Here is a 25,885-nt window from a genome sequence, read left to right as displayed (position 1 = left end):
GCAGTTGCTCGAACGCCTGTTCGAGAACCGCAGCGGGTGTGGGGGTGCGTGTCGCTGGGAATCGCGGCGACAATGGCTGAGAATGGACCGATGCCCCTCTACCGCGACTCCGGGGTCGTGCTGCGCACCCACAAGCTGGGTGAGGCCGACCGGATCATCACCGTGCTCACCCGCGGGCGCGGCAAGATCCGGACCGTGGCGAAGGGGGTGCGCCGCACCAGGTCGAAGTTCGGCGCCCGTCTCGAGCCGGGGATGCACGTCGACCTGCAGTGCTACGAGGGACGCAACCTCGACACCGTGACCCAGACCGAGTCGCTCGACGCCTGGGGCGACGTCCTCGCGCGGGACTACCGACGCTGGACCAGCGCCGCCGCGATCCTCGAGACCGCCGACCGCCTCACCGAGGAGCACGAGCCGGCCGTGCAGCAGTACCTGCTCCTCGCCGGGGCGCTGCGCTCCCTGGCCCACGACGAGCACGCCCCCGAGCTCGTGCTCGACGCCTACCTGCTGCGGGCCCTCGCGGTCGCCGGGTGGGCGCCGAGCTTCCACGACTGCGCCCGCTGCGGCGAAGGGGGCCCGCACCGCGCCTTCCACGTCGCCTCGGGCGGGGTCCTGTGCCGCAGCTGCCGCGTGCCCGGCTCGTCGGCGCCCGCACCCGAGACCCTCGACCTGCTCGCAGGGCTGCTCACCGGGGACTGGGTCATCGCGGACGACTCCCAGGAGCGGCACCGCCGCGAGGGGTCGGGCCTGACGGCCGCCTTCCTCCAGTGGCACCTCGAGCGCGGGGTGCTCTCCCTCCGCCACGTCGACCGCACGCACGTCGACCGCGCCCAGGTCGACCGCACCCCACCGCAGAGGACCGGATGAGTCGCTACGCCACCCCCTTCGCCCACCCGAGCGGAGCCACCGCACCGCCGGTGCCCGCGGACCTGGTGCCCGGCCACGTCGCCGTCGTCATGGACGGCAACGGACGTTGGGCCAACCAGCGCGGGCTCCCGCGCACGAAGGGCCACGAGGCGGGGGAGGGGGCGCTCCTCGATGTCGTCGCCGGCGCTCTGGAGATCGGCGTGCAGCACCTGTCGACCTACGCCTTCTCCACCGAGAACTGGCGGCGCTCGCCCGACGAGGTGCGCTTCCTGATGGGCTTCAACCGCGACGTCATCCGCCGCCGGCGCGACCAGCTGCATGCGTGGGGCGTGCGGATGCGCTGGGTCGGGCGACGGCCGAAGCTGTGGGGCTCGGTGATCAAGGAGCTCGAGATCGCCCAGGAGATGACCAAGCACAACGACGCGATGACGTTGTACTTCTGCGTCAACTACGGCGGGCGTGCCGAGATCGCCGACGCCGTGCGGGGGATCGCCGCGGACGTCGCCGCAGGGCGGCTGAAGGGCTCGCGGATCGACGAGCGGACGATCGCGCGCTACCTCTCCGAGCCGGACATGCCGGACGTCGATCTCTTCCTGCGCAGCTCGGGGGAGCAGCGCACGAGCAACTTCCTGCTGTGGCAGTCGGCCTACGCCGAGATGGTCTTCCAGGACACCCTGTGGCCGGACTACGACCGCCGTCACCTGTGGGAGGCGATCGAGACCTATGCGGGACGGGAACGGCGGTACGGCGGGGCCGTGGACGCGCCGACGGACGACCCGGCTACGCGCGGTCGCTGACGGACGCCTCCGTCGACTGCCGGGCGCAGTGGGCGCAGCAGTAGAAGTGGCCGTCGACCTCGGTCCCGTGGCCGATCACCTTGCACCCGCAGTGCTCGCACTCGGGTGCGACCGCGTGGATGGCGCACTCGAAGCAGTCGAAGGTGTGCCGCGAACCCGCCGCCACCACCTCGAAGCTCTTGTCGTAGTCGTTGCCGCAGACTTCGCACTGGGCCATGGGTCCGTCCTCCTCTGATCGGATGAGGAGGACCTACCCGTGACCGGTGCGTCGAAACGGCCGGACGTGCTAGGTGGAGCGGCGGACCGTCGATCGAGCCGCGGCCTGCACCCGGTCCGGGACGACGCGCCGGACCCAGGAGCTGCGGGCGAGCCGGTGCGCCGGCCCGCTGTCGAGGACCCGTCCGAGCGCCCGTGTGCTCGGTCCCGGAGCAGAGGTCGCGGTCCCCTGTGGTCGGGGAGCCCGCTGCGCACGCTCGAGCTGCCGCTGGGTGCGCTCGAGCTCCCGCTGCGCCTGCTTCAGCTCCTGCTGCAGTCGTCGTCCTTCGGTGCGCAGGTCACCGATGCGCTCGTTGGCGACCGTGTGGTAGGCAGCGTGCTCGATGGCATCCGCCGACCACCCGTCGGACATGCGGAGGCGGTCGATGCTCCACCGGTCCCCGAAGGCCCGGAAGTCGTCGGCGAAGGAGTCCTCGATGATCTCCGCGATGCCGTCCTCGAGGGCCTCGGGGACCATGGGCAGGGGGGTCTCGTTGGCCCGTGGTGTGTACAGGGGCTGGTCGAGGCCGAGCGGCCGCAGGTGCTCGTGGACGTCGGCGAAGAGCGTGGACAGCTCGCGGAGGTCGTAGATCCGGGTGTAGTTGACCCCGTCCGGACGCACCGAACGCACCTGGCTCTGGAAGTGCACATCCGTGCGCAGATCAGGATCGCTCTCCCAGGGACGGGCGTGCACGAAGGCGCGCCAGTCCTCCAGGACCTGCTCGGGGCTCTCCGGCACGCGCGGGAACCACGGACGATCGGCGTAGCGCTCGACGTACCGCACGTGGCGCACGAGGAACTTCGACTGCCAGGCGGACCACAGCCGGCTGCGTGGATCGCGGACGGCGGCGAAGACGAACCAGCCGTTGTCCGGTGAGATCTCGGCCAGCTGCTCGCTGTCGAGCGTGCTGAGCTGCGGGGTCCTGCGCCATCGCGAGCGCTGGCCGTGGATGCCCAGGAGTCGGCTCTGCTGCCCCCCCATGGCGCCGATGAAGGACTCCGGGTCCTCGCCGGCCAGGTCGGCGACCATCCACCGAAGGCTCGTGCACGCCGCCTTCGTCACGGACATGTAGACCATCTTGTGGTCCGGGAGGACGAAGGAGTTCGGTGGCGGGGGGATGTCGTTGAGCAGGGGCGTGGGGCTGGCGTCGGCGCTCATGGTCTCGGGTGGGTCCGTCGGTCGGGGGGCGTGGGACCCCTCAGAACTACCATGGCGAACGCGGCCGCACCACCGTAGGTGTCCGTCCCGTGGTCCCGCAGGTCAGCGGCGGGAGGTGCACGGGCCGCAGCGCCCGAAGAGCTCCAGCGTGTGGGCCACCTCCGTGAAGCCGTGCTCCGCCGCCACCCGGTCGGTCCAGCGCTCCACGGCCGGGCCCTCCACCTCGACGGTGCGACCGCAGTCACGGCACACCAGGTGGTGGTGGTGACCGGTGCTGCAGCGACGGAAGATCTGCTCGCCGTCGTCCGTGCGCAGCTGGTCGACGATGTCCTCGTCGACCATGGCCTGCAGGGTGCGGTAGACGGTCGCCAATCCGATTTTGTCGCCGGCGGCGTGGAGGCTGGCGTGGATCTCCTGCGCGGTGCGGAACTCCTCGACGCGGTCGAGGTCGGACTCGATGGCGATGCGCTGCTTCGTCGGGCGGCGGCTGCGGAGGTCGGTCATCGGTGGCTCCCTTCGAAGGGGGACGGGTCGGGGTGGTCGGGCGCGTGCTCGTCCCAGTGGTCACCGTGCTCGGCGTGCCGGTGGCCGTCGTGGAGGTAGTCGACGTGGTCCCCGTGGAGGACCGCCTCGTGACCGCAGTCCTCCCAGTGCGTGTGCTCGTGGCCCTCGGCGGCCGTGTGCCGCCGCCGGACGACCAGGTGGACGAGCCAGGCGCCGACCGCGGAGGCGATGAAGGCCGCGATGGCCAGCAGCACGATCGTGGCGCCCGAGGGGGTGTCGCCATAGAAGCTGACGACCACTCCGCCGGTGCTCGTGGCCAGCCCGACCACCACGGCCCACACCAGACTGGTGCGGAAGGAGCGCCCGAGGCGCTGGCCGGTGGCGTTGGGCAGGATCATCAGTGCACTGATGAGCAGCAGACCGATGACCCGCATGGAGATGACGACCGTGACGCCGGTGAGCACCGCGAGCAGGACGTTCGTGGCGAGCACGGGCAGGCCGGAGGCGCGGGCGTACTCCTCGTCCTGGGCGACGGCGAAGAGTCGCTCGCGCAGCACGAGCACGGTCACGAGCACGACCGCGGCGAGGACCGCGAAGGCGACGAGGTCGCTGCGGGAGACGGTGTTGAGCGCGCCGAAGAGATACCCCTGCAGGTTGGTCGAGGACCCCTGCGGCGCCTTGGCGATGATGACGACGCCGGCCGCGATGCCGCCGTAGAACATGACGGCCAGCGCGAGGTCGCCGCTGGTACGGCCGAAGTGCCGCAACAGCTCGATCGAGACCGCGGCCACGATGACGACGACCAGCGCGGTCAGGACGGGGGAGCCCTGCATGAGCACGCCGATGCCCACGCCCGCGAGGGCGACGTGCCCCATGCCGTCACCGATGAGGGACATGCCGCGCTGGACGAGGAAGACACCGACAAGTGGTGCGGACGCCCCGACGAGCATGGCCGCGATGAGGGAGTTGCGCATGAACTCCAGGCTGAGGAGGTCGATCACCGGGGTCCCCCCTTCGTCGGGAGGAATGTCGTGGGGACCGGCGAGGGGGCCGGGTCGTCCTCGCCCTCGTGGTGGGTGTGCACCACCTCGTGCGGGACGACCTCCTCCGGCGGCCCGTCGTGGCTGATCCGACCACCGCTGACGACGACCGCCCGGGTGACCAGGTCGGCCAGCGCGTCCAGCTCGTGGGTGACGACGACGAGGGTGGCGCCGCGCTCGACGAGACGGCGCATCACCGCGACCAGCACCTGCTGGTGCCCGCGGTCGACGCCGGCCGTCGGCTCGTCCATGAGGAAGACCTGCGGCTGGCTGGCCAGGGCGCGGGCGATGAGCACGCGACGCTGCTGCCCGCCGGAGAGCGTGGCGACGTCGTGGTCGGCCAGGGCGCCCAGACCGACGACGGCCATGGCCTCCCGCACGACGGCCCGGTTGCTCGCGGAGCGGATCCGCCACGGTGCCCACCAGGGCGTGCGCACCGTGCGACCCATCGTGACGATCTCGGAGGCCGTCGCCGTGACCGCGGAGGCGAGGGTGTGGCGCTGCGGGACGTAGCCGATGCCGTGCTGGGCGGCGCGCGACCCGATCGGGGACCCGAGCACGCGGGCGCTGCCGGCGTGCTGGTCGGCGAGCCCGAGGAGGCCCTTGACGAGGGTGGACTTGCCTGAGCCGTTGGCTCCGAGCACGGCGACGACCTCACCGCGTCGGACGGTCAGGTCGATGTCCCCGACCACGGTGCGGTCCTCGTAGCCGAAGGCCGCCCCGTGCAGCTCGACGACGGGGTCGTGGCTCATGCTCGGCACCCCTGCCCCTCGACGACGGCGTCGCGGTTGCTGCGCATGATCTCGAAGTAGTCGGATCCTGCGGACTCCTCCGTCACCCCTGCGATCGGGTCCAGGACGGCCACGTCGGCCCCGGAGTCGCGCGCGACCGTGTCGGCGAGGTCGCGGGGGACGAGGGGCTCGGTGTACACGGTGGAGATGTCCTCGTCCTTGATGTGGGCGATCAGGTCGGCCATCGCGGCGGAGCTCGGCTGGGCGTCCGGGGTCAGACCGCTGACCGGTACCTGGTGGAAGCCGTAGCGGTCGGCGAAGTACGCGAACGCCGCGTGCCCGGTGACGAGGTCGCGCTGGTCACAGTCGGACAGGTCCTGCTGCAGCTCTCGGTCGAGCTCGGTCAGCTCGGCCGTGAAGGCCTCGGCGTTGGCCCGGTAGTCCTCGGCGTGCTCGGGGTCGTCCTCGGCGAGACGCTCGGCGATCGCGTCAGCCACGTCGGCGTACCGGGTCGGGTCGAGCCAGAAGTGCGGGTCCTGCCCTCCCTCGCCGTTCCCTCCCTCGGCGTCATGATCCTCGTGTTCGTCGTCGGCCGAGGTGGAGATGTCCAGACGCGCGGCGGTGGAGACGTCGAAGGCGGTGTCCTCCGCCTGCGTTGCCGCTTCGTCGACCGACGGCTGGAAACCTTCGAGGTAGACCAGGTGATCGGCGCGGCTGGCCTCGAGTACCTGCTTGGGACTGAGCTCGAGGTCGTGCGGCTCGGCGCCGGCAGGGGTGAGGTTGGTGACGGAGACGTGCTCGCCGCCGACCCGCTCGGTGGCGTACTCGAGCGGGTAGAACGACGTGGTGACCGACACCGTGCCCTCGTCCCCGCCGGTCGTGTCGGTGGACCCGCAGGCGGCGACGGTCAGGAGCAGGGCAGAGGCGGCCACGGCGGCCGGGGTCCGATACATGAGAATGATTCTCACTCAAGGTGAGAACGATTGTCAAAACACACGGTGGCTCGCGGTCGCGGGGCGACCTGCGCCCCCGTGCACCCCCGAAGTGCCGTGCACGTGCGAAGTCAGCCGGTCATCAGCGGGGGACGGCCGAGATGATCGTCAGGCCGATCACGAGGACGACGACGGCGATGCGCATCAGTCGCTCGCTCGGGCGCAGCCGTGGCCAGCTGAGCGCGAGCATCCACAGCAGGAAGAGCACCACGATGCCGAGGGGGAGTGCTCCCCAGGGGCCCAGGAAGCCTCCGAGGAGCACGAGGGCGAAGACGGTGGCCACCGGCACCCAGGGCGGCAGCCCGGCGAGGAAGCGTGTGGCCGGGAGACTCACGCGCTCGAACGCGTTGGTCGCGACGGGATCTGGGCGGGGCGTGTCGGAGGTGGGCACGCCCACAGGATATGTGGCCCGATGCGGCCGTCGGAGGGGGTCCCGGATAGCCTCTCTCCCATGGCCAAGCCGACCTCCACCGTGGACACCGTCGTCAACCTCTGCAAGCGCCGAGGCTTCGTCTTCCCCTGCGGAGAGATCTACGGCGGGACCCGCTCCGCCTGGGACTACGGCCCCCTGGGCGTGGAGCTGAAGGAGAACATCAAGCGCCAGTGGTGGCGCTCGATGGTCACCGGCCGCGACGATGTCGTCGGTCTGGACTCCTCGATCATCCTGCCGCGCGAGACGTGGGTGGCCTCCGGTCACGTCGGCACCTTCAGCGACCCGCTCATCGAGTGCCTCAACTGCCACAAGCGCCATCGGCAGGACCACCTGCAGGAGGCCGTGGCGGACAAGGCAGCGAAGAAGGGCAGGGAGGGCGCCGCGGTCGATCCCGATCAGGTGCCTTTGTCGGAGATCGTCTGCCCCGACTGCGGCACCCGCGGGGAGTGGACCGAGCCGCGCGAGTTCAACATGATGCTCAAGACCTACCTCGGGGTCATCGAGGACGAGTCGGGACTGCACTACCTGCGCCCGGAGACAGCCCAGGGCATCTTCATCAACTTCAACAACGTCCTGCAGACCTCGCGCAAGAAGCCGCCCTTCGGCATCGCGCAGACCGGCAAGTCGTTCCGCAACGAGATCACGCCGGGCAACTTCATCTTCCGCACCCGTGAGTTCGAGCAGATGGAGATGGAGTTCTTCGTCAAGCCGGGCGAGGACGAGGAGTGGCACGAGTACTGGATCCAGGAGCGCACCCGCTGGTACACCGACCTCGGGATCGACCCGGACAACCTGCGCCACTTCGAGCACCCGCAGGAGAAGCTGAGCCACTACGCGAAGCGCACCGTCGACATCGAGTACCGCTTCAACTTCGCCGGCAACGAGTGGGGTGAGCTCGAGGGCATCGCCAACCGCACCGACTACGACCTCAGCTCGCACAGCAAGCACTCCGGCACGGACCTGTCCTTCTTCGACCAGGCCAACAACGAGAAGTACACCCCCTACGTCATCGAGCCGGCGGCCGGTCTCTCCCGCTCGATCATGACCTTCCTCGTGGACGCCTACGCCGAGGACGAGGCCCCCAATGCGAAGGGGGGCGTGGACAAGCGCACCGTGCTGCGCCTCGACCACCGGTTGGCTCCCGTCAAGGCGGCCGTGCTGCCTCTCTCGCGCAATGCCGACCTCTCGCCGAAGGCACGCGACCTCGCCGCGCAGCTGCGCAGGAACTGGAACGTCGACTTCGACGACGCCCAGGCGATCGGCAAGCGGTACCGCCGCCAGGACGAGATCGGGACGCCCTACTGCATCACGGTCGACTTCGACACCCTCGAGGACAACGCCGTGACCATCCGGGAGCGTGACTCGATGCGCCAGGAGCGCATCTCGATCGACCAGGTAGAGGCCTGGCTGGCGCCTCGCCTCCTCGGCTCCTAGGGCCCATGGCGGACACGGGGGCGCCGATCCGGCTGCTGCTGATCCACGGCAGCCGACTCAACGCCGCCGCGTGGATCCCACTGGAGGAGGCCCTGCTCGGGCGGATCGTCTGCGACCACATCGATCTGCCCGGTCACGGTCTGCAGCAGCACGTCCCCTTCACGATGGAGGGCGCCATCGCTGCGGTGGGCGAGGCGGTCGAGGCCCTCGACCCGGGTCGGCACCGCATCGTGCTCGGCGGGCACAGCCTCGGCGGGTACGTGGCGATGGAGTGGGCGGCGCACCACCACGGCAGGCTGGCCGGCCTCGTTCTCATGGGAGCCACCGCGCAGCCCTCGTCACGGCTGGCCGGTATCTACCGCGCCTTCGGCAGCGCCCTCCGGGCGGGTCTGGAGGACGTGCGCCGGGCCGAGTCCCTCCTGGAGACCGACGCGGCCTCGCTGCGACGGATCATCGGGTCCCGGACCGCGGCGGAGGTCCTGAAGCGAGGGCCCGGGCTCCATGCGATCCCCGACGCTTGGGACGCGGTCATCGACGGGGTGGACCTCCGCTCGCTCGCGGAGGTCGACGTCCCGGTGCTCGCGATCAACGGCGAGTTCGACCAGTTCCGGGTCGGGGAGGGCACGGCACGGGCGCTGCGCCACGACATCGAGATCGTGCGCGTCCCCGGGGCCACGCACTTCGCGCCGATGACCCACGCCGACCCGGTCGCCACGGCCATCCGGGCCTTCGTCGACACGTTGCCCGCCTGAGGCCTTCGTTCAGGCGCCGGTGGCGACCGGGCGGCCGGGGTCGGTGACCCAGTGGCTCCAGCTGCCGACGTAGACGGCGGCCTCGAGGCCGATCTCGTGCAGCGCCAGGGCGGTGTGCGCGGCGGTGACTCCCGACCCGCAGTAGCTGCCGACCGGGGCGCTCCCGTCGACGCCCTCGGCCGCGAACCGTGCCCGCAGCTCGTCGGGGGAACGCAGCCTCCCTTCGTCGGTCGTGAGGTCGCCCATGGGCACGTTGACCGCGCCGGGGACGTGCCCGGCGACCGGGTCGATCGGCTCGGTCTCCCCGCGGTACCGCTCGGGGGTCCGGGCGTCGACGAGGACACCGGTGCCCGTGAGGCGTGCCGCGTCGTCGGCCCCGAGGACGGGCACGGACCCCGGCCGCACCGTCACCGACCCCTCGGTGGGGCAGACGGCTCCCGTGACCACGTCGCCGCCTGCGGCCCGCCACGCGGCGAGACCGCCGTCGAGGACGCGGACGTCGGCCAGCCCTGCCCACCGCAGCACCCACCAGGCGCGGGCGGCGGCGAGGGAGGGCGCCTGGTCGTAGACGACGACGCGCGCGTCGTCGTCGACGCCGGCGGCGCGCAGTCCCGCCTGCAGCACGCCGGGATCGGGAAGGGGGTGACGGCCCCCGTCTCCCGGCTCGCCGGCGAGGACGGCGTCCAGGTCGACGAAGGGGGCTCCCGGGAGGTGGCCCGCGGCGTAGAGGTCCGGTCCCTCCCCGGTGAGGGTGAACTGGACGTCGAGGACGAGCGGTCCGGGCCGGGTGTGGTCGGCGAGCTCGTCCAGCAGCGACGAGGGGGCGACGAGGGCACTCACGGGGTCTCCTTGCGGGTGGCGGCGTCGGTGTCCGGCAACGGCTCGATGGGGATCTCGTAGCCGCCGAAGTCGTCGTACGAGCGCGGGTCCTCGCTGGGCTCGATGTGGACGGTCACGCGCAGGTCCGGGTGCTCCTCCGCGATGACCGCCTCGATGTCCTCGACGACGTCGTGCGCCCGCCGGACCGACCACGCGCCGGGGACGAGCACGTGGAACTCGGCGAAGGAGACGTGGCCGGCCACGCGGGTGCGCAGCCCGTGGACCGTGACCTCGTCGGTGCACTGGGCGGCGATGGTGTCGGCGATGTCGGCGTTCTCCTGCGGGGTGAGGGCGGCATCCATCAGACCGGTGCCCGACTCGTTGAGCAGCCGCCACCCGGTCCACAGGATGTTGGCGCCGACGAGCAGGGCGACGATCGGGTCGAGCACCTCGAGACCGGTGACGACGACGAGCCCCACGCCGACGAGGACGCCGACGGACGTCCACACGTCGGTCAGCAGGTGCTGGCCGTCGGCGCGCAGGGTGATCGAGCGGTGCCGACGGCCGGCCCTGATGAGCAGGTAGGCCACGGCGCCGTTGATCACCGATGCCACCACGGAGATCGCCAGACCGAGGCCGACCTGGTCGATGGGCCGCGGCTCGAGCAGCCGACTGATCGCCTGCCAGATGATGAAGGCGGCGGCGACGAAGATCATCCCGCCCTCGATCGCCGCGGAGAAGTACTCGGCCTTCGAGTGGCCGAAGTGGTGGTCGTCGTCGGCGACGCGGCCCGCGACCCGCAGGGCGATCAGCGCGGCGACGGCGGCGACGAGGTTGACGATCGACTCGGCCGCGTCGGCGAGCAGACCGACCGAGTCGGTGATCCACCACGCGCCGGTCTTCAGTGCGATCGTGGCCAGGGCCGCCGCGATGGACAGCCAAGCGAACTTCTCCAGGTGCGAACGGGTTCCCGTCGCGGCCGTCATCTCCACGCCGTCACCCCCGAGGGAAGGGCGAGGCGCTCGCCGGCATCCCGGTGCGCCTCCTGCGTCATCTCCCTGCTCATGTCCATGATTGTCCCTGCCCCGCGTCCGGATGGGACACTGGGCGGCGCCATGACCACCCTGACCCAGTCCACGAGCCCGACCCAGAGCACCGCCCCGGCCTCCGGCGAGCGGGTGCTGCCTCCCCTTCGCATCGGTCGGCACGTCATCGACGCGCCCGTCGTCCTCGCCCCGATGGCCGGGATCACCAACCGGGCCTTCCGGCGGCTGTGCCGCGAGGCGGGCGACGCCGGCCTGGCCGCGAGCGGGGCCACGGGGGCCAACAGCCTCTACGTCAACGAGATGGTCACCTCCCGGGCGCTCGTCGAGCGCAAGCCGGAGTCGATGCGCCTCATCGAGCACGACGAGGACGAGACGCCGCGCAGCGTGCAGCTCTACAGCGTCGACCCGGCGACCACCGCCCGGGCGGTGCGGATGCTCGTCGCCGAGGACCGCGCCGACCACATCGACCTCAACTTCGGCTGCCCGGTCCCGAAGGTCACCCGCAAGGGTGGGGGAGCCGCGCTGCCGTGGAAGCGCGACCTCTTCCGCGCGATCGTCTCCGCGGCCGTCACCGAGGGGGCGAAGGGGGACGTCCCCGTCACCATCAAGATGCGGGTCGGCGTCGACGAGGAGCACCACACCTACCTCGACGCCGCCACCGCCGCGGTCGAGGAGGGCGTCGCCGCCGTCGCGCTGCACGCCCGCACCGCCAGCCAGGCCTACTCCGGCACCGCCGACTGGTCGCACATCCGCCTGCTGAAGGAGACGATCACGAGCGTCCCGGTCCTGGGCAACGGCGACATCTGGTCGGCCGAGGACGCGGTGCGCATGGTCGAGGAGACCGGCTGCGACGGTGTCGTCGTCGGACGTGGCTGCCTGGGCCGCCCCTGGCTCTTCGCCGACCTCGCGGCCGCCCTCAACGGCACGCAGGTGCGCATCCGTCCCTCGCTCGGCGAGGTGTCCGCGACGCTGCGCCGGCACGCCGAGCTGCTCACCGAGTTCTACGACGGCGACGAGCTGCGCGCTTGCCGCGACATCCGCAAGCACATCGCCTGGTACCTCAAGGGCTTCCCGGCCGGGTCGACGGTGCGCAACCGGCTCGCCCTCGTCGACTCCCTCGCGGCGCTCGACGACCTCATCGCGACCCTCGACCCGGACACCCCGTGGCCGGGGGAGGCCGCCGAGGGCCAGCGCGGTCGCGCCGGGTCCTCCCGCGTCGTCGCCCTCCCGGAGGGCTGGCTCGCCAGCCGCGAGCTCGACGCCGACCAGCAGGCCCGGATCGCCCAGGCGGAGCAGTCCGTCGTCGACGGCGGCTGAGGCCACCGCCGGCCCGAACCCGGCACGAACCCTGCCGGGACCGGTCACGGAGGACTAGAGTCGACGGACGGAACCCGCACTCATCTGGAGGGCACCCATGGGATTCTTCGATCAGCTCCTCGGCAGGAGCGGACAGCTCAAGGACAAGGCCGGCAAGTACGCCTCGGAGCACGGTGACGCGATCGGGCAGCGCCTCGACAAGGCGGGACAGGCGGCCAACAAGGCCACCAAGGGCCGCTTCGAGGGTCAGATCGACAAGGCCAAGGGCGCGGCCAAGAGCGGCGTCGACAAGCTCGGTGAGCAGGGCGGGGCGGCTGGGGGAGGACCTGCTGGTGGCGGGTCCACTCCTCCGCCGCCCCCACCTCCGGGGGGACCCCCTCCGGGCGGTCCCGGGCGCGGCTGAGCCACCCGGGGGTCACTCCACGACGACCAGGAGGTCGCCCCCTTCGACCTGCGTGCGGGGACCGATCGCCAGCCGGCCGACGGTGCCGGCCCGCTGGGTCGTGATCGAGGCCTCCATCTTCATCGCCTCGATCGTCGCGACCGTCTCCCCGGCCGCGACCTCGGCGCCCTCCTCGACCTGGAGGGTCACCACCCCGGCGAAGGGGGCGGCCACCTGACCCTCGTCGTCCGGGTCGGCCTTCTCGGCGGCGACGACCTCGGCCTCGACGGACCGGTCACGCACCTGCACGGGGCGCAGCTGTCCGTTGACCGTGCCCATGACCGTGCGCTTCCCGTGCTCGTCCGGGTCGCTGATCGAGGCCAGACCGAAGTTGAGCACCTTGCCGGCCTCGATCTCCACCTCGCAGTCCGAGCCCTGCTCCAGGCCGTGGAGGAAGGGGGTCGTGCTGATCACGGAGGTGTCCCCGAACTCGGCACGGGCGGACTCGAAGTCCTCGGTCGGTCCGGGGAAGAGCAGGCGGTTCAGCGCGGAGCGGGGCTCCTCCCGCAGGGCCGCCTCGTCCTCCTCGGTGAGGTCACCGCTCGGGGGACGGACGGTGCGCCCCTCGAGGGCACGGCTGCGGAAGGGCTCCGGCCAGCCGCCGGGCGGGTCCCCGAGGTCACCGGCGAGGAAGCCGATGACCGAGTCGGGGATGTCGTAGCGGGAGGGGTTGGCCTCGAAGTCGGCCGGGTCGGCGTCCGCCCCGACGAGGGCCAGCGCGAGGTCGCCGACGACCTTGCTGCTCGGGGTCACCTTGACGATGTTGCCGAGCATCGCGTTGGCCGCCGCGTACATGTCCTCGATCTGCTCGAAGCGGTCACCGAGGCCGAGGGCCTTGGCCTGGGTACGCAGGTTGGACAGCTGACCGCCCGGGATCTCGTGCCGGTAGACGCGGCCGGTCGGCGAGCTCAGCCCCGACTCGAAGGGGGCGTACAGCTTGCGCACCGCCTCCCAGTACGGCTCGAGGGCGAAGACGTCGGCGATGTCCAGACCCGTGGGACGGTCCGTGCCGTCGGTGGCGGCGACGAGGGCCGAGAGCGAGGGCTGGGATGTGGTGCCCGCCAGGGTCGCGCTGGCGGCGTCGACGGCATCCACGCCGGCGTTGATCGCCGCGAGCAGGGTGCCGATCTGTCCGCCGGCCGTGTCGTGGGTGTGCAGGTGCACCGGCAGGTCGAAGCGCTCCCGCAGGGCGCGCACGAGCGTCGCCGCTGCGGGCGCCCGCAGCAGACCGGCCATGTCCTTGATGGCCAGCACGTGGGCGCCGGTCTCGACGATCTGCTCGGCGAGGCGCAGGTAGTAGTCGAGGGTGTAGATCGACTCGTTCGGGTCGAGCAGGTCGCCGGTGTAGCACAGGGCGACCTCGGCCACGGCCGTGTCGGTGGCCAGCACGGACTCGACCGCCGGGCGCATCTGGCTGACGTCGTTGAGTGCGTCGAAGATCCGGAAGATCGACAGCCCGCTGCGGGCGGCCTCGGCGACGAAGGCATCGGTGACGGTCGTCGGGTACGGGGTGTAGCCGACGGTGTTGCGCCCGCGCAGGAGCATCTGGAGGGCGACATTCGGCATCGCCTCGTGCAGGGCGTCCAGACGGTCCCACGGGTCCTCCTGCAGGAACCGCAGGGCGACGTCGTAGGTGGCCCCGCCCCACGCCTCGACCGAGAGCAGCTGCGGGGTCAGGCGGGAGACGTGCTCGGCGGCCTGGACGAGGTCACGGGTGCGCACCCGGGTCGCCAGCAGGGACTGGTGCGCGTCGCGGAAGGTCGTCTCCGTCACCGGCACGTCCGTGCGTTCACGCAGGTCCCTGGCGAAGCCGGCGGGGCCCAGCCGGCGGAGGCGGTCGGCGCTGCCCTCGGGCAGGTCGCCCCCGGGGAGGGCGGGCAGCTTCTCCCGTGGCCGGATGTCGGTCGTGCGCGGGCCGTTCGGCTGGTTGACGGTGACATCCGCGAGGTAGGTCAGCAGCTTGGTGGCGCGGTCCTTGCCGCTGGGGGCGTCGAGCAGGTGAGGACGCTCGTCGATGAAGCTCGTCGTGGCCTCACCCGCCTGGAAGGTCGGGTCCGAGAGCACGGCCTCGAGGAAGGGCAGGTTCGTCGCCACGCCGCGGACGCGGAACTCCGCGAGCGCCCGGCGGGCCCGCCGGACGGCGAGCGGGAAGGTCGCTGCCCGGCAGGTGAGCTTGACGAGCATCGAGTCGAAGTGCGCGCTGATCTCCGCGCCGACGAAGGTCGTGCCGCCGTCCAGGCGCACCCCGGACCCGCCGGCCGAGCGGTAGGCCGAGATCGTCCCGGAGTCGGGTCGGAAGCCGTTGGCGGGGTCCTCGGTCGTGATCCGGCACTGCAGCGCGAAACCGCGGGTGCGGATGTCCTCCTGCCGCATCCCGAGGTCGGCGAAGGTCGCGCCGGCGGCGATCTGCATCTGGGCGACGACGAGGTCGCGCTCGGTGACCTCCTCGGTCACGGTGTGCTCGACCTGGATGCGCGGGTTCATCTCGATGAAGACGTACCGTCCGTCCTCGCCGAGGAGGAACTCGACGGTGCCGGCGTTGACGTAGTCGATGGACTTGGCGAAGCGGACCGCGTCGGCGCACATCCGCTCGCGCAGCTCGGGGTCCAGGTTCGGTGCCGGGGCGATCTCGACGACCTTCTGGTGGCGTCGCTGCACCGAGCAGTCGCGCTCGTAGAAGTGGAGGACCTCGCCGGTCGCGTCGCCGAGGACCTGCACCTCGATGTGCCGCGGGTCGACAACGGCCTCCTCGAGGTAGAGGGTCGGGTCCCCGAAGGCAGCGTCGGCCTCGCGCTGGGCGGCCTCGAGGGCGTCGCGCAGGTCCTTCTGCCGCTCGACCCGTCGCATGCCCCGACCACCGCCCCCGCTCACGGCCTTGACGAAGACGGGGAAGCCGATGCGCTCGGCGGCGGCCTCGAGCGCGTCGAGGTCGGTCGTCGCCTCGGCCCCCTCCAGGGTCGGGAGCCCGGCCGCCTTCGCCGCGGCGATCGCACGGGCCTTGTTGCCGGTCAGCTCGAGCACCTTGGCCGGGGGACCGATGAAGGTGATGCCGTGCCGGGCGCACTCCTCGGCCAGCTGCGGGTTCTCGGAGAGGAAGCCGTACCCGGGGTAGATCGCGTCGACCTCGGCCTCACGGGCGACCCGCACGATGTCCTCGTGGTCGAGGTAGGCGCGGACGGGGTGGCCCTCCTCGCCGATGAGGTACGCCTCGTCGGCCTTCATCCGGTGCTCGGAGGTGCGGTCCTCCGTCGGGTAGACGGCGACGGTGGTCGCCTCGAGCTCGGTGGCGGCGCGGAAGGCGCGGATGGCGATCTCGCCTCGGTTGGCGACGAGGATCTTGCGGAACACGGGGATACCTCCGGGGTGTGGCGGTCGTCACCCGCGAGGCTACTGGCGGTAGGGGTGCGCGTGCGGGCCGGTTCCGCACAGGGAGATGATCACCGACGACCGGCCCGATCCGGGCGCCGTAGGCTCACGCTCGTGAGCAGCCAGAGTGACCGTGAGCGGTGGGTCTCCGAGGACCCAGTGCACAAGCGTGCCGACCGCGACGACTTCGCGCGCGACCGCGGCCGCCTGATCCACTCCGCCGCCCTGCGGCGCCTCTCGGCCAAGACCCAGGTGCTCGGCCCCGGCAGCGACGACTTCGTGCGCAACCGACTGACCCACAGCCTCGAGGTGGCGCAGATCGGCCGCGAGTTCGGCGGGGCGCTCGGGTGCGCCGCCGACGTCGTGGACGTCGCCTGCCTGGCGCACGACCTGGGGCATCCCCCCTTCGGCCACAACGGGGAGAGCGCGCTCAACTCGATCGCCGGCGACATCGGTGGTTTCGAGGGCAATGCGCAGACGCTGCGGATCCTCACCCGCCTGGAGCCCAAGCGCGTCCACGCCGACGGGCAGCCGGCCGGACTCAACCTCACCCGGGCCAGCCTCGACGCGGTGACCAAGTACCCGTGGCGCCGGGGGATGGGCCCGGCTCCCACCGCGAAGTTCGGCGTGTACGAGGACGACCTCCTCGTCTTCACGTGGATGCGTTCGGGTGGCCCCGGGACGGACAGCTTCGTGCGCTGCCTCGAGGCCGACGTCATGGACTGGTCAGACGACGTGGCCTACAGCGTCCACGACGTCGAGGACGCGATCGCCTCGGGCCGGCTCGACCTGCGGCAGCTGCGCGACGCCCACGACACCGACGCCGTGCTCGACGTCGCCGTCAGCCACTTCGCCGCCGACCTGGGCCGTGACGCGGTCGGGGAGGCGCTGGAGCGGCTGCTCGCGACCGGTGCCATCCCGGAGTGCTACGACGGCTCCCGCCAGGCCCTCGCCGGGCTGAAGGACATGACCTCACGGATCATCGGGCGCTTCGTGCACGCGGCGGAGACGGCGACCCGGTCGGTGCACGGGCCGGGGGACCTCGGCCGTTACGAGGCCCGCCTCGTCGTGCCGGACGACTCCCTGGCGGAGGTCGCGGTGCTCAAGGCGGTCGCAGCGCACTTCGTCATGTTCTCGGGGGAGCGGGACGAGGAGTACGCCCACCAGCGGCAGGTCGTGGCCGACCTGGCCGAGTGGTTCGCGGACGACCCCGAGCAGCGACTCGACCCCGACCTGCGGCACGACCTCGCGGGCGCCGAGGGCGAGGACGCCCGGCTGCGGGTGGTCGTCGACCAGGTCGCCGGCCTGACCGACCTGCGGGCACTGGAGCTGCACACCGCTCACTGCCGCTGAGGGGCGCGGGATGTGGACGGGCGGACGGACCGGTCCCGACTGCTGGACCTAGACTCGGGGCACGAGCGAGTCGACGTGTGGGAACGAGGTGGATGGTGGCCGGCCGGATCCGCGCCGAGGACGTGCAGGCCGTCAAGGAGCGCTCCTCGATCACCGACATCGTCCGCGACCACGTCTCATTGCGTCCGGCGGGCGTCGGGTCGATGAAGGGCCTGTGCCCCTTCCACGACGAGAAGACCCCGAGCTTCACCGTGCGCGAGGCCGTCGGCGTCTACCACTGCTTCGGCTGCGGCGAGGGCGGGGACGTCATCTCCTTCGTGCAGAAGCTGGACCACCTCACCTTCGCGGAGGCGGTCGAGCGCCTCGCCGCCAAGCTGGGGATGGAGCTTCGCTACGAGGAAGGGGGTGGCCCCCGCGACGGGGTCGGGCTCGGCAAGCGCACCCGCCTGCTGGAGGCCCACCGCGCGGCCGCGGAGTTCTACCACGAGCGGTTGCTGGAGTCCCCGGAGGCCCGGATCGGCCGGGACTTCCTGCGTGAGCGCGGTTTCGCCAGCCCCGAGGCCAAGCTCTTCGGGATCGGGTACGCACCCCGCGGAGGTGAGGAGCTCGCCCGCCACCTGCGCGGCAAGGGCTTCACGGCCGAGGAGCTGACGATCGGCGGCCTGTGCGGGAGCGGGTCGCGCGGACTCTACGACCGCTTCCGGGGCCGCCTCGTGTGGCCGATCCGCGACATCACCGGTGAGACGGTCGGTTTCGGTGCCCGGCGGCTCTACGACAACGACCGGATCGCCGCGAAGTACCTCAACACGACCGAGACACCGATCTACAAGAAGTCGAGCGTGCTCTACGGCCTCGACCTGGCGAAGAAGTCGATCACCAGGGACCGGCTGGCCGTCGTCGTCGAGGGCTACACCGATGTGATGGCCGCGCACCTGTCCGGTGTCGAGGGCGCGGTGGCCACGTGCGGCACGGCCTTCGGGGTCGACCACATCAAGGTCCTGCGTCGCATCATGCGCGACGAGGCCGACCTCGCGCCCGCTCGGGTCGTGTTCACCTTCGACGGTGACGCCGCCGGGCAGAAGGCGGCGATGAAGGCCTACGCAGAGGACCAGCGTTGGGCGAGCCAGAGCTTCGTCGCCGTCGCCAAGGACGGCATGGACCCGTGCGACCTGCGGCTGCGCGAGGGGGACTCGGCGGTGCGCGAGCTCGTGGCCGACGCCGTGCCCATGTTCGAGTTCGCGGTCCGCACGACGCTCGCGCGCTTCGACCTGTCCACCGCCGAGGGGCGCGTGCGCGGGATGGCCGCGGTCGCGCCGATCATCAACAGCATCCGTGACTCCTCGCTGCGCCCGGAGTACGTGCGCACGGTCGCCGGCTGGGTGGGTGTGGAGGTCGAGCAGATGCGGGACCAGGTGGCCCGCGCCGGTCGGATCCAGGCCAAGGAGGAGGCGAAGGGGGAGGCCCGCGCCAACCCCGAGACGCCGGAGCCCACCACGGCCGAGGCCGGGAGCGGTATGCCCAGGCCCGACCTGCGTGATCCGGTCGTGCGGGCCGAGCGGCAGCTGCTCCAGGCGATGCTCCAGCACCCCTCGCTCTTCACCTCCGACGACCTCGACGCGATCGAGCCGGAGGGACTGGCAGCGCCGGCGCACCGGGCGGTCTTCACCGCCGTCCGTACGGTCGGTCCCCTGCAGCAGGGGGAGACACTCGGCGCCTGGCACGTGCGCATCGACGAGGCGACCCCACTGGCCGTCGCCTCCCTCGTCGCGGAGTTGTCCGTCGCACCCCTTCCCGTGGTCCACGACCAGGCCACCGGCCTGCCTCCGGAGGGATACACCCGCTCCCTGCTCGTGCGCGTGCGGGACACCGCTCTGGCCCGCCAGGTCTTCGAAGCCACCTCGCGCATGCGCCAGCTGGACTCGGATCCGCATGCCGACCCGGACGAGCGCCGGCGCCTGGGCCAGTCGCTCTACGATCTGCAGCGCCAACGAGCCGCGCTGCGCGAGGAGGTCCTCTGATGGGTTGGCTGAAGGTCCTGAAGAACAAGGCGGTCGATGTCCCCGCAGGGCTCGTGCTCGAGGCGGGGGAGCGGGTGCTCGCCACGGCCGCCACGGACGACGGGGCGCTCGTGATCACCTCGCGTCGGCTCGTCGCGCCCGCGGGAGGGGCTGCGGAGGGCAAGCCGTGGCACCTCGTCGACAGTGGGCGGTGGGACCCGGAGGAGTCCGTGCTCACGGTCTCGTGGGTGGACGGGAGCTCTTCCGGGCGGTGGCACCTCACCGCACCGGGCGGTGTCCCCGACGCCTTCCACGAGCGGGTCAACGCCTCGGTGCTGCTCGTCGAGCACGTGCGCCTGGACCGGACCCGCCGAGCCCGGGTGGTCCTGCGCAAGGACCTCGGCACCGATGCGGTGCTCGCCCAGACGATCGTCGCGCGCGGTTGCGATCCGGACGACCCGGAGCTCGTCGCGACGACCGAGCAGGTCGCTGCGCGCCTCGCGGAGCAGGTCGGGCAGGAGCCGTAGGAGACCGCCCCTCGCCGCCCGATCACCCTGTCCGATGCCGAGTTCTGGCTCGGACACCTGGACGAGACCATGAGCGGGACGACCGCCTCCTACGCCGCGTTCCTTGCGGAGTCGCGGCCGGCGGAGGCTGCCCTGTCGGCGGTGATGATGGGCATCTTCCGTGCCGCCGTCGGAGACGAGCCGGAGGCGATGGGGTGGATCGGCCGTGCCGGGCGCCTGCTGAAGGACCTGCCCGAGTGCGCGGCCCACGGGTACCTGGAGCTGATGACACAGGTACAGACGAACCTGGCCCTCGGACGACCGGGGGCAGCGGTGACGGCTGCACGCGGAATGCAGGAGCTGGGGGAGCGAATCGGCGACCCGGACGTCACGGTCCTCGGACTCCACGGTGAGGGGCGGGCGCTGCTGCGGGTCGGTCAGGTGGCTGATGGATTGGCGCTCATCGACGAGGCGATGGTCGACGTCATGGACGGTCCGGGGGCGCCGTTCACCCAGTGGACCCTCTTGTGCTTCACGCTCGAAGCGTGCCACGAGGTCGGTGACTTCGGTCGGATGGGGCACTGGACGCGACGGGCCGAGGCGTGGCTGGTGTCGCGGCACTGCCCGGGCCCGAGCTTCGATGCCGTGTGCGCCGTCCACCGAGCGCAGCTCCACCTGCTCCATGGTGCGTGGGAGGAGGCCGAGCACGCCGCGATGCCTGCCGCCCGTCTTCAGTCGGTGCCGGTCGGGTACGCCGCGGAGGCGTGGTACGTCATCGCGGAGGCTCGTCGTCTCCGCGGCGCCCCGGGTGCGTCGGACGCGTACGACCGCGCGCATGCCGGCGGCCGGAACCCGCAACCGGGACGCGCCCTCCTGCGTCTGGCCGAGGGGGACGCGGAGGGTGCAGCCCGCTCTGTGCGTTCAGCCCTGGCCGCCGCCGGAGAGGACCGGCTGTGGCGGTCTCCGTTGTGCCTTGCCGCGGTCGAGACCGCCATTGCGGCCGGTCGCATCGAGGAGGCCGGCGCCGCTGCCCGTGAGCTGCAGGAGACTGCGTCGCGGTTCGGCACCTCGGGCCTGCAGGCGATGGCAACGAGCGCATCGGGTGCCGTCCTCCTTGCCCGGTCGCTCCCGGAGGAGGCACTGGCCACGCTCAGTGATGGCCAACGCCGGTGGCAGGCGATCGGGGCCGTCCACGAGAGCGCTCGTCTGCGCACCAGCCTCGCCGAGGCATACGACCTGCTGGGGGACGGCGACTCCGCGGCCGCGGAGCGAGCCCTGGACGAGGCGAGCTATGGGCGACTCGGGGCACCCCGGGCGACCCTTGCCCCGGACGGGCTGACGGGACGGGAGTGCGAGGTGCTGCGGCTCGTGGCCGAGGGGCACTCCAACCGCCGGATCGGTGAGGTGCTGTTCATCAGCCACCGCACGGTCGCCCGGCACCTGACCAACATCTTCCTCAAGATCGAGGTCACGTCGCGCACGCAGGCCGCGCGGTACGCCCACGACCACGGGTTGACGACCCCCACCGGCTGAGATGGGCGCAACCGCGTAGTGCCCGGGACGGGCAATGGTCAATCGGACCGACGCGCAGGCTCCCGGGTCGGGCCGACCATGGGACGAGACGCACCGATCCACGGTGCCGGTGTCTGGAGGACACCATGGCCACCACACAGGATCTCCACCGAGCGACATCACCCGTGTCGAAGAACATCACCGCGTTCGTCGCGAGCATCGACGAGCCCGTCGGTCTCCTCGGTTGGTCGGGAGGAGGTCCGTGGGTCCTCGACGCAGCCGAGAAGCTCGACACGGTGACCGCAGTGGCCGTGTGGGAGGGAGGCGTCGACCTGGCCGGCGCCCCACCCGAGGTGACCGACGACTTCGCTCGGCTCGGAGCCGCTGTGGAGCAGGCCGCGATCGCGGCTGCCGGTGGCAGACCCGCTGATGCCGTCCGCGCCTTCCTCATCGGGATCTGCACCGACGAGGAGCTGGCCGTGATCGAGGACACCGACTTCTGCGAGGTCTGGTCGGTGGGCATCCCGGAGCTGCTGAGCTTCTTCCAGCACATGGCAGCCGGGGAGCGGCTCGAGGCGCTGACGCCCGAAGCACTGGCGAGGGTGTCGGCGCCCACGCTGTTCCTGACGGGGTCGAGCACCCTTCTCGACCGTGCGTTCCCGACGGCAGCGGCACTCCTGGCGTCGAGCGTCCCGCGGGGTCGGATGAGGCACGTCGAGGGTCTCGGTCACTTCGCCCCGGTGGTGGCGCCCGAGCGCCTGACGCACGAGCTGACCGGGTTCTTCGAGGAGGTGCGTCAGCCCGTGGGCACGCCCTGACCGACGCCCCGGAGCCCGGGACGCTGCGGGGAGCTCCCCGGTTTTCGACTCCCCACCTCTTCTTGCTATGGTGGCGCAGCGCTTCGGCGCGATCCCCTGTAGCTCAATTGGCAGAGCATTCGGCTGTTAACCGGAGGGTTGTTGGTTCGAGTCCAACCGGGGGAGCGCAGCGAAAGGCCCCTGACCAGCGGAAACGCAGGTCAGGGGCGTTTTCTGTATCTGCCTGCAGCGACCACGCATTGTCCGTCCCCGGCCACCTCGACCGTAGACTCCGGTGGATGAGCAACCCTGGGCCGTACCTGACGATGGAGGACGTGATCGGCGGTACCCCGCTGGTGCGTCTGCAGCGCCTTGCGGGGCCGGAGAACGAACGTCGTGGCAACGTGCTGCTGGCCAAGCTCGAGGGGAACAACCCGGCCGGCTCGGTGAAGGACCGGCCGGCGATCGCCATGATCCGGGGCGCCGAGGAGCGAGGGGAGATCTCCCCCGGCGACACCCTGCTGGAGGCCACGTCCGGCAACACCGGGATCGGCTTGGCGATGGCGGCGGCGATCAGCGGCTACCCACTCGTCATCGTGATGCCCGAGAGCGCCTCCACCGAGCGGATCCAGACGATGAAGGCGTACGGAGCCGACCTGGTTCTCACCTCGGCGGACGGCGGCATGGAAGAGGCCCGCGACGTCGTGACACGGATGGAGCGGGAGGGGAGGGGCCGGGTCCTGGATCAGTTCGGTAACCCGGACAACCCGCGTGCCCACGAGAACGGCACGGGCCCGGAGCTGTGGCGCCAGACCGACGGACGAATCACGCACTTCGTGTCCGCGATGGGCACCACCGGCACGATCACCGGGGTCTCGCGGTTCCTGAGGTCGCGCAACGCCGGTGTCCAGATCGTCGGGGCACAGCCCGCGGAGGGTGCGAGCATCCCCGGGATCCGCGCCTGGCCACCGGAGTACGTGCCGAAGATCTTCGATCCCTCGGCGGTGGACCGCACCGTGGAAGTCGCCCAGACCGACGCCGAGGAGACGGCCCGCCGTCTGGCCCGCGAGGAGGGCATCTTCGGCGGTGTCTCCGCGGGCGGCGCTTGCTGGTCCGCCCTGCAGGTGGCCGAAGATGTCGAGGGGGCGACGATCGTCTTCGTGGTCTGCGACCGTGGCGACCGGTACCTCTCCAGCGGCGTGTTCCCCGCCTGAGGGTCTAGGCCGGAGCCGGATCGTGGCCGACGCCCCGGGGAGGGCGGCCCGCGCCGATCCTGTCAGTTCACAGTTTGGTCACCAGTCCGTCATAATCGGAGGATGCAACTCGTCCGCACGTGGCCCTACACGGTGGCCGTGAGCGTCTCGCTCCTCGTCGGGCTCGCCGCGATCATCGGCAGTCAGGTCCTGGGGATCCCGTTGAAGGACCCCGAGGGCTTCCTCGGTCCTGCCTACGTGCGGCTGCCCCTGCTGGGTCTGCTGCTCTCCGGGGTCGGCGTGCTCATCGCCGCCACGCGCAGACGAGGTCTGCGCAGCCTCCGGCTGGGGGTCGCCGAGGTCATCAAGCACGAGTGGACCCTGCGCCGCACCCTGTACATCATGACCGGCCTGATCACGTTCTACATCAGCTACGTCGGCTACCGGAACCTCAAGAACATCCTGCCCCTCTACCGCGACGACACGCTCTACGACCGCGGTCTGCTCCAGACCGACCGGTGGCTCTTCGCGGGCCACGACCCCGCCACGGTGCTGCACGGGGTCCTTGGCACCGATGTCACGGCGACGCTGCTGTCCGTCGTCTACCTGGCGTACATGCCGCTCGTGCCGATCAGCCTGGGCGTCTTCCTCGTCCTCAGTCGTGATGTGCGCGTGGGGGCCTGGTACGCGACCACCCTCTGCCTGAACTGGGTCTTCGGGGTCGTCAGCTACTACATCATCCCGGCCGTCGGGCCGATCTACTCCCGCCCCGACCTGTACGCGGACTTGTCCGTCACGGGCGTGAGCCAGCTGCAGCAGGCCCTGCTGGACAACCGTCTCGAGTTCCTGACGAGCCCGCTCACCAGCGACGCCATCCACGGTGTCGCGGCCTTCGCCTCGCTCCACGTGTCCGTGACCTTCGCCGCCGCCCTCTTCGTGCAGCGCACCGCCCAGAGTTCCATGGTGCGCACGGCCCTGTGGACCTTCTTCGCACTGACCTTCCTGTCGACGCTCTACTTCGGCTGGCACTACGTGCTGGACAACCTGGGTGGCATGCTCATCGGCTGGGCGTCGCTGTCCATCGGCGCCTGGGCGACCGGATGCACCAAGGAGCACCTGAGGAAGGTCCGCGAGGAGGCCGTGTTCGACCTCCCCGAGGAGAAGGAGCTCGCCTCGATGACCGGCCGGGCCGCCTGAGCGGTGGGGCGACTGGGGCTTGAACCCAGGACCGACGGATTATGAGTCCGGTGCTCTGACCAACTGAGCTACCGCCCCGGCGTCGCGATGAGGCGACGGCGTGAGGGTACCCCGAGCCGGCTGCGGCCCGTGATGCGGGTGGGACCCCCGTGGGGGCTGGTGCTCCTGTGATCCGTGGGGCACAATGTCCATCACAAGCACTTCTGTGCACATATTGCTCGAGCAGCACGCCGCGATACGCGCAGCAGCCGTTCGATCCCGAGTGTCTGGCGTTGGGGAAGACGTCCATCGCACTCAAGGAGGATCAGGATGTCTGCAGGAAAGCGCATCAGTACCCGCGGGGTGGTGTTCATCCACAGCACCCCCACGGCCCTGTGCCCCCACATCACGTGGGCGCTCGAGTCCGTGCTGGATCAGTCTGTCTCCCTCGACTGGACCGAGCAGCCGCTCGGCCGGTCCCTCAAGCGTGCCGAGTTCTCCTGGACGGGGGACCCCGGCACCGGCGCCACCCTTGCCTCCGCCCTGCGCGGCTGGGAGGGCGTCCGCTACGAGGTGACCGAGGAGCCCACCCCGGGCCTCGACGGCTCCCGCTGGAGCCACACCCCGACTCTGGGCATCCACCACGCGACGATCTCCGCCTCCGGTGACGTCGTCCTCCACGAGAACCGCCTGCGTGAGGTCATCACCCTCGCCCAGGGCGCTGGTGAAGCGGTCGAGGACATGATCGGCGAGCTCCTCGGCGAGCCCTGGGACGCAGAGCTCGAACCCTTCCGGCACGCCGGTGACGGTGCACCCGTGCGTTGGTTGCACAAGGTGGGCTGAGGACCACCGCCCCATGACGAAGGGGCCTGCGCACCCTCCTTGGCGCAGCCCCCTTGGTCGTGCCCGCACGCAGCGGTGACGGCCTTCAGTCGAGCGGGATCACACGTGCGGGATGTAGTGCTCCCACGGCTTGGAGAGCCGGAAACGGCGGCCGGTGACCTCTTCCGGGTCGATCTGCACCACCATCTCCTTCTCACCGGCAACCCAGGGGCGCAGCGGCAGCGTGTCCGTCCACTCGGCCTCGTCCCCCTCGAGGACGCGGGCGTGACCCCGCGCGAGGACCGACCACGCCTCCTCGGAGCCCAGCTCGTCGATCTCCAGCGCCACCGGTCCGTGCATGACGACGCTCAGCAACTTGTTGCCCTGCGTGGTGCGGAAGAGCAGCGCCTGGCCGTCGACGGCATAGTTGATCGGCGTGATGTGCACCTCGCCGAGCAGGTGATATGCCAGCCGCCCGAACTCGTGCTCACGAAGCGTCTGCCAGCACTCCTCGACTGTCATCGTGCTGGGCGGGGTGTCGTTCACAGCAACCTCCACTGGGACGGGGCCGATGG

25 protein-coding genes and 2 tRNA genes are annotated in these 25,885 nt (G+C 71.2%); 15 read left to right on the top strand and 12 right to left on the bottom strand.

Annotated features, from left to right (window positions below):
* Window positions 1–90 precede the first annotated feature (90 nt).
* Window positions 91–867, top strand: a complete 777-nt coding sequence (recO, locus tag O9K63_RS06180; RefSeq protein ID WP_277241524.1) for a DNA repair protein RecO — start codon at window positions 91–93, stop codon at window positions 865–867.
* Complete coding sequence (locus O9K63_RS06175) at window positions 864–1,664, top strand: isoprenyl transferase (RefSeq protein ID WP_277241522.1); 801 nt, start codon at window positions 864–866, stop codon at window positions 1,662–1,664. Before recO ends, O9K63_RS06175 begins: the two co-directional genes overlap by 4 nt.
* Here the strand turns inward: O9K63_RS06175 and O9K63_RS06170 are convergent.
* The 7 genes from O9K63_RS06170 to O9K63_RS06140 all read right to left on the bottom strand — a co-directional run bounded on the left by O9K63_RS06170 (window position 1,648) and on the right by O9K63_RS06140 (window position 6,736).
* Window positions 1,648–1,881 (bottom strand): hypothetical protein, encoded by a 234-nt coding sequence (locus tag O9K63_RS06170; RefSeq protein WP_277241519.1) that lies wholly within the window; start codon window positions 1,879–1,881, stop codon window positions 1,648–1,650. The two genes, O9K63_RS06175 and O9K63_RS06170, sit on opposite strands and share 17 nt — an antisense overlap.
* A gap of 69 nt (window positions 1,882–1,950) precedes the next feature.
* A complete protein-coding gene (locus O9K63_RS06165) occupies window positions 1,951–3,078 on the bottom strand; it encodes a sulfotransferase family 2 domain-containing protein (protein WP_277241518.1) in 1,128 nt (375 codons plus the stop codon).
* A gap of 102 nt (window positions 3,079–3,180) precedes the next feature.
* On the bottom strand, window positions 3,181–3,582 hold the full coding sequence (locus tag O9K63_RS06160; protein ID WP_277241516.1) for a Fur family transcriptional regulator: 402 nt from the start codon (window positions 3,580–3,582) through the stop codon (window positions 3,181–3,183).
* A complete protein-coding gene (locus O9K63_RS06155; RefSeq protein ID WP_277241514.1) occupies window positions 3,579–4,583 on the bottom strand; it encodes a metal ABC transporter permease in 1,005 nt (334 codons plus the stop codon). The genes O9K63_RS06160 and O9K63_RS06155 overlap by 4 nt, the downstream gene beginning before the upstream one ends.
* Window positions 4,580–5,374 carry a metal ABC transporter ATP-binding protein gene (locus O9K63_RS06150; protein WP_277241512.1) on the bottom strand — a complete coding sequence of 265 codons (795 nt, stop codon included), beginning with the start codon at window positions 5,372–5,374 and terminating at the stop codon, window positions 4,580–4,582. Before O9K63_RS06150 ends, O9K63_RS06155 begins: the two co-directional genes overlap by 4 nt.
* Entirely contained in the window at window positions 5,371–6,306 is a 936-nt protein-coding gene (locus tag O9K63_RS06145) for a metal ABC transporter substrate-binding protein (protein ID WP_277241510.1), read from the bottom strand. The genes O9K63_RS06150 and O9K63_RS06145 overlap by 4 nt, the downstream gene beginning before the upstream one ends.
* A 121-nt stretch (window positions 6,307–6,427) precedes the next feature.
* Window positions 6,428–6,736: a DUF6703 family protein gene (locus tag O9K63_RS06140; protein WP_277241508.1), complete on the bottom strand. Its 309-nt coding sequence runs from the start codon at window positions 6,734–6,736 to the stop codon at window positions 6,428–6,430.
* 60 nt (window positions 6,737–6,796) lie between these two features.
* Between O9K63_RS06140 and O9K63_RS06135 the strand changes: the two genes are divergently transcribed.
* Window positions 6,797–8,212, top strand: a complete 1,416-nt coding sequence (locus tag O9K63_RS06135) for a glycine--tRNA ligase (protein ID WP_277241507.1) — start codon at window positions 6,797–6,799, stop codon at window positions 8,210–8,212.
* 5 nt (window positions 8,213–8,217) lie between these two features.
* Window positions 8,218–8,964 carry an alpha/beta fold hydrolase gene (locus O9K63_RS06130; RefSeq protein WP_277241505.1) on the top strand — a complete coding sequence of 249 codons (747 nt, stop codon included), beginning with the start codon at window positions 8,218–8,220 and terminating at the stop codon, window positions 8,962–8,964.
* Between the two features lie 9 nt (window positions 8,965–8,973).
* Here the strand turns inward: O9K63_RS06130 and O9K63_RS06125 are convergent, their stop codons facing one another.
* Window positions 8,974–9,804: a sulfurtransferase gene (locus tag O9K63_RS06125; RefSeq protein ID WP_277241503.1), complete on the bottom strand. Its 831-nt coding sequence runs from the start codon at window positions 9,802–9,804 to the stop codon at window positions 8,974–8,976.
* Entirely contained in the window at window positions 9,801–10,769 is a 969-nt protein-coding gene (locus tag O9K63_RS06120) for a cation diffusion facilitator family transporter (protein WP_277242276.1), read from the bottom strand. The genes O9K63_RS06125 and O9K63_RS06120 overlap by 4 nt, the downstream gene beginning before the upstream one ends.
* A 129-nt stretch (window positions 10,770–10,898) precedes the next feature.
* On the opposite strand from O9K63_RS06120, the gene dusB reads away from it, so the two are divergent.
* Window positions 10,899–12,146 (top strand): tRNA dihydrouridine synthase DusB, encoded by a 1,248-nt coding sequence (gene dusB, locus O9K63_RS06115; protein WP_277241501.1) that lies wholly within the window; start codon window positions 10,899–10,901, stop codon window positions 12,144–12,146.
* A 97-nt stretch (window positions 12,147–12,243) separates the two neighbouring features.
* Window positions 12,244–12,549: an antitoxin gene (locus O9K63_RS06110; RefSeq protein WP_277241499.1), complete on the top strand. Its 306-nt coding sequence runs from the start codon at window positions 12,244–12,246 to the stop codon at window positions 12,547–12,549.
* Between the two features lie 12 nt (window positions 12,550–12,561).
* On the opposite strand, the gene O9K63_RS06105 is transcribed toward O9K63_RS06110, so the two are convergent.
* On the bottom strand, window positions 12,562–15,936 hold the full coding sequence (locus tag O9K63_RS06105; protein ID WP_277241497.1) for a pyruvate carboxylase: 3,375 nt from the start codon (window positions 15,934–15,936) through the stop codon (window positions 12,562–12,564).
* Window positions 15,937–16,068: 132 nt separating this feature from the next.
* On the opposite strand from O9K63_RS06105, the gene O9K63_RS06100 reads away from it, so the two are divergent.
* The 8 genes from O9K63_RS06100 to O9K63_RS06065 all read left to right on the top strand — a co-directional run bounded on the left by O9K63_RS06100 (window position 16,069) and on the right by O9K63_RS06065 (window position 24,509).
* The gene (locus tag O9K63_RS06100) at window positions 16,069–17,307 is read left to right on the top strand and encodes a deoxyguanosinetriphosphate triphosphohydrolase (protein ID WP_277241495.1); all 1,239 of its coding nucleotides are present in this window, start codon (window positions 16,069–16,071) and stop codon (window positions 17,305–17,307) included.
* Window positions 17,308–17,402: 95 nt separating this feature from the next.
* Window positions 17,403–19,325 carry a DNA primase gene (gene dnaG / locus O9K63_RS06095; RefSeq protein ID WP_277241493.1) on the top strand — a complete coding sequence of 641 codons (1,923 nt, stop codon included), beginning with the start codon at window positions 17,403–17,405 and terminating at the stop codon, window positions 19,323–19,325.
* The gene (locus tag O9K63_RS06090) at window positions 19,325–19,831 is read left to right on the top strand and encodes a hypothetical protein (RefSeq protein WP_277241491.1); all 507 of its coding nucleotides are present in this window, start codon (window positions 19,325–19,327) and stop codon (window positions 19,829–19,831) included. The genes dnaG and O9K63_RS06090 overlap by 1 nt, the downstream gene beginning before the upstream one ends.
* 69 nt (window positions 19,832–19,900) lie before the next feature.
* Window positions 19,901–21,343 carry a helix-turn-helix transcriptional regulator gene (locus O9K63_RS06085; protein WP_277241489.1) on the top strand — a complete coding sequence of 481 codons (1,443 nt, stop codon included), beginning with the start codon at window positions 19,901–19,903 and terminating at the stop codon, window positions 21,341–21,343.
* Between the two features lie 125 nt (window positions 21,344–21,468).
* Window positions 21,469–22,140, top strand: a complete 672-nt coding sequence (locus O9K63_RS06080; protein ID WP_277241487.1) for an alpha/beta fold hydrolase — start codon at window positions 21,469–21,471, stop codon at window positions 22,138–22,140.
* Window positions 22,141–22,232: 92 nt separating this feature from the next.
* Window positions 22,233–22,305 (top strand) — tRNA-Asn (locus tag O9K63_RS06075).
* 113 nt (window positions 22,306–22,418) lie between these two features.
* Entirely contained in the window at window positions 22,419–23,333 is a 915-nt protein-coding gene (gene cysM / locus O9K63_RS06070; protein WP_277241486.1) for a cysteine synthase CysM, read from the top strand.
* Between the two features lie 102 nt (window positions 23,334–23,435).
* Window positions 23,436–24,509, top strand: coding sequence for a phosphatase PAP2 family protein (locus tag O9K63_RS06065; protein ID WP_277241484.1), 1,074 nt, complete (start codon window positions 23,436–23,438; stop codon window positions 24,507–24,509).
* A gap of 4 nt (window positions 24,510–24,513) precedes the next feature.
* Here the strand turns inward: O9K63_RS06065 and O9K63_RS06060 are convergent.
* Window positions 24,514–24,587: transfer RNA gene (locus O9K63_RS06060), tRNA-Ile, on the bottom strand.
* Between the two features lie 231 nt (window positions 24,588–24,818).
* Here O9K63_RS06060 and O9K63_RS06055 point away from each other — a divergent pair.
* Window positions 24,819–25,331, top strand: coding sequence for a DUF3145 domain-containing protein (locus tag O9K63_RS06055; protein WP_277241482.1), 513 nt, complete (start codon window positions 24,819–24,821; stop codon window positions 25,329–25,331).
* 99 nt (window positions 25,332–25,430) lie between these two features.
* Here the strand turns inward: O9K63_RS06055 and O9K63_RS06050 are convergent, their stop codons facing one another.
* Window positions 25,431–25,856 carry a pyridoxamine 5'-phosphate oxidase family protein gene (locus O9K63_RS06050; RefSeq protein WP_277241480.1) on the bottom strand — a complete coding sequence of 142 codons (426 nt, stop codon included), beginning with the start codon at window positions 25,854–25,856 and terminating at the stop codon, window positions 25,431–25,433.
* Between the last annotated feature and the right edge of the window lie 29 nt (window positions 25,857–25,885).

This window comes from Janibacter cremeus (assembly GCF_029395675.1).
Taxonomy (GTDB): Bacteria; Actinomycetota; Actinomycetes; order Actinomycetales; family Dermatophilaceae; genus Janibacter; species Janibacter cremeus_A.
Note: the sequence above shows the minus strand (reverse complement) of the source record. Positions and strands in the feature narration are given on the sequence as shown.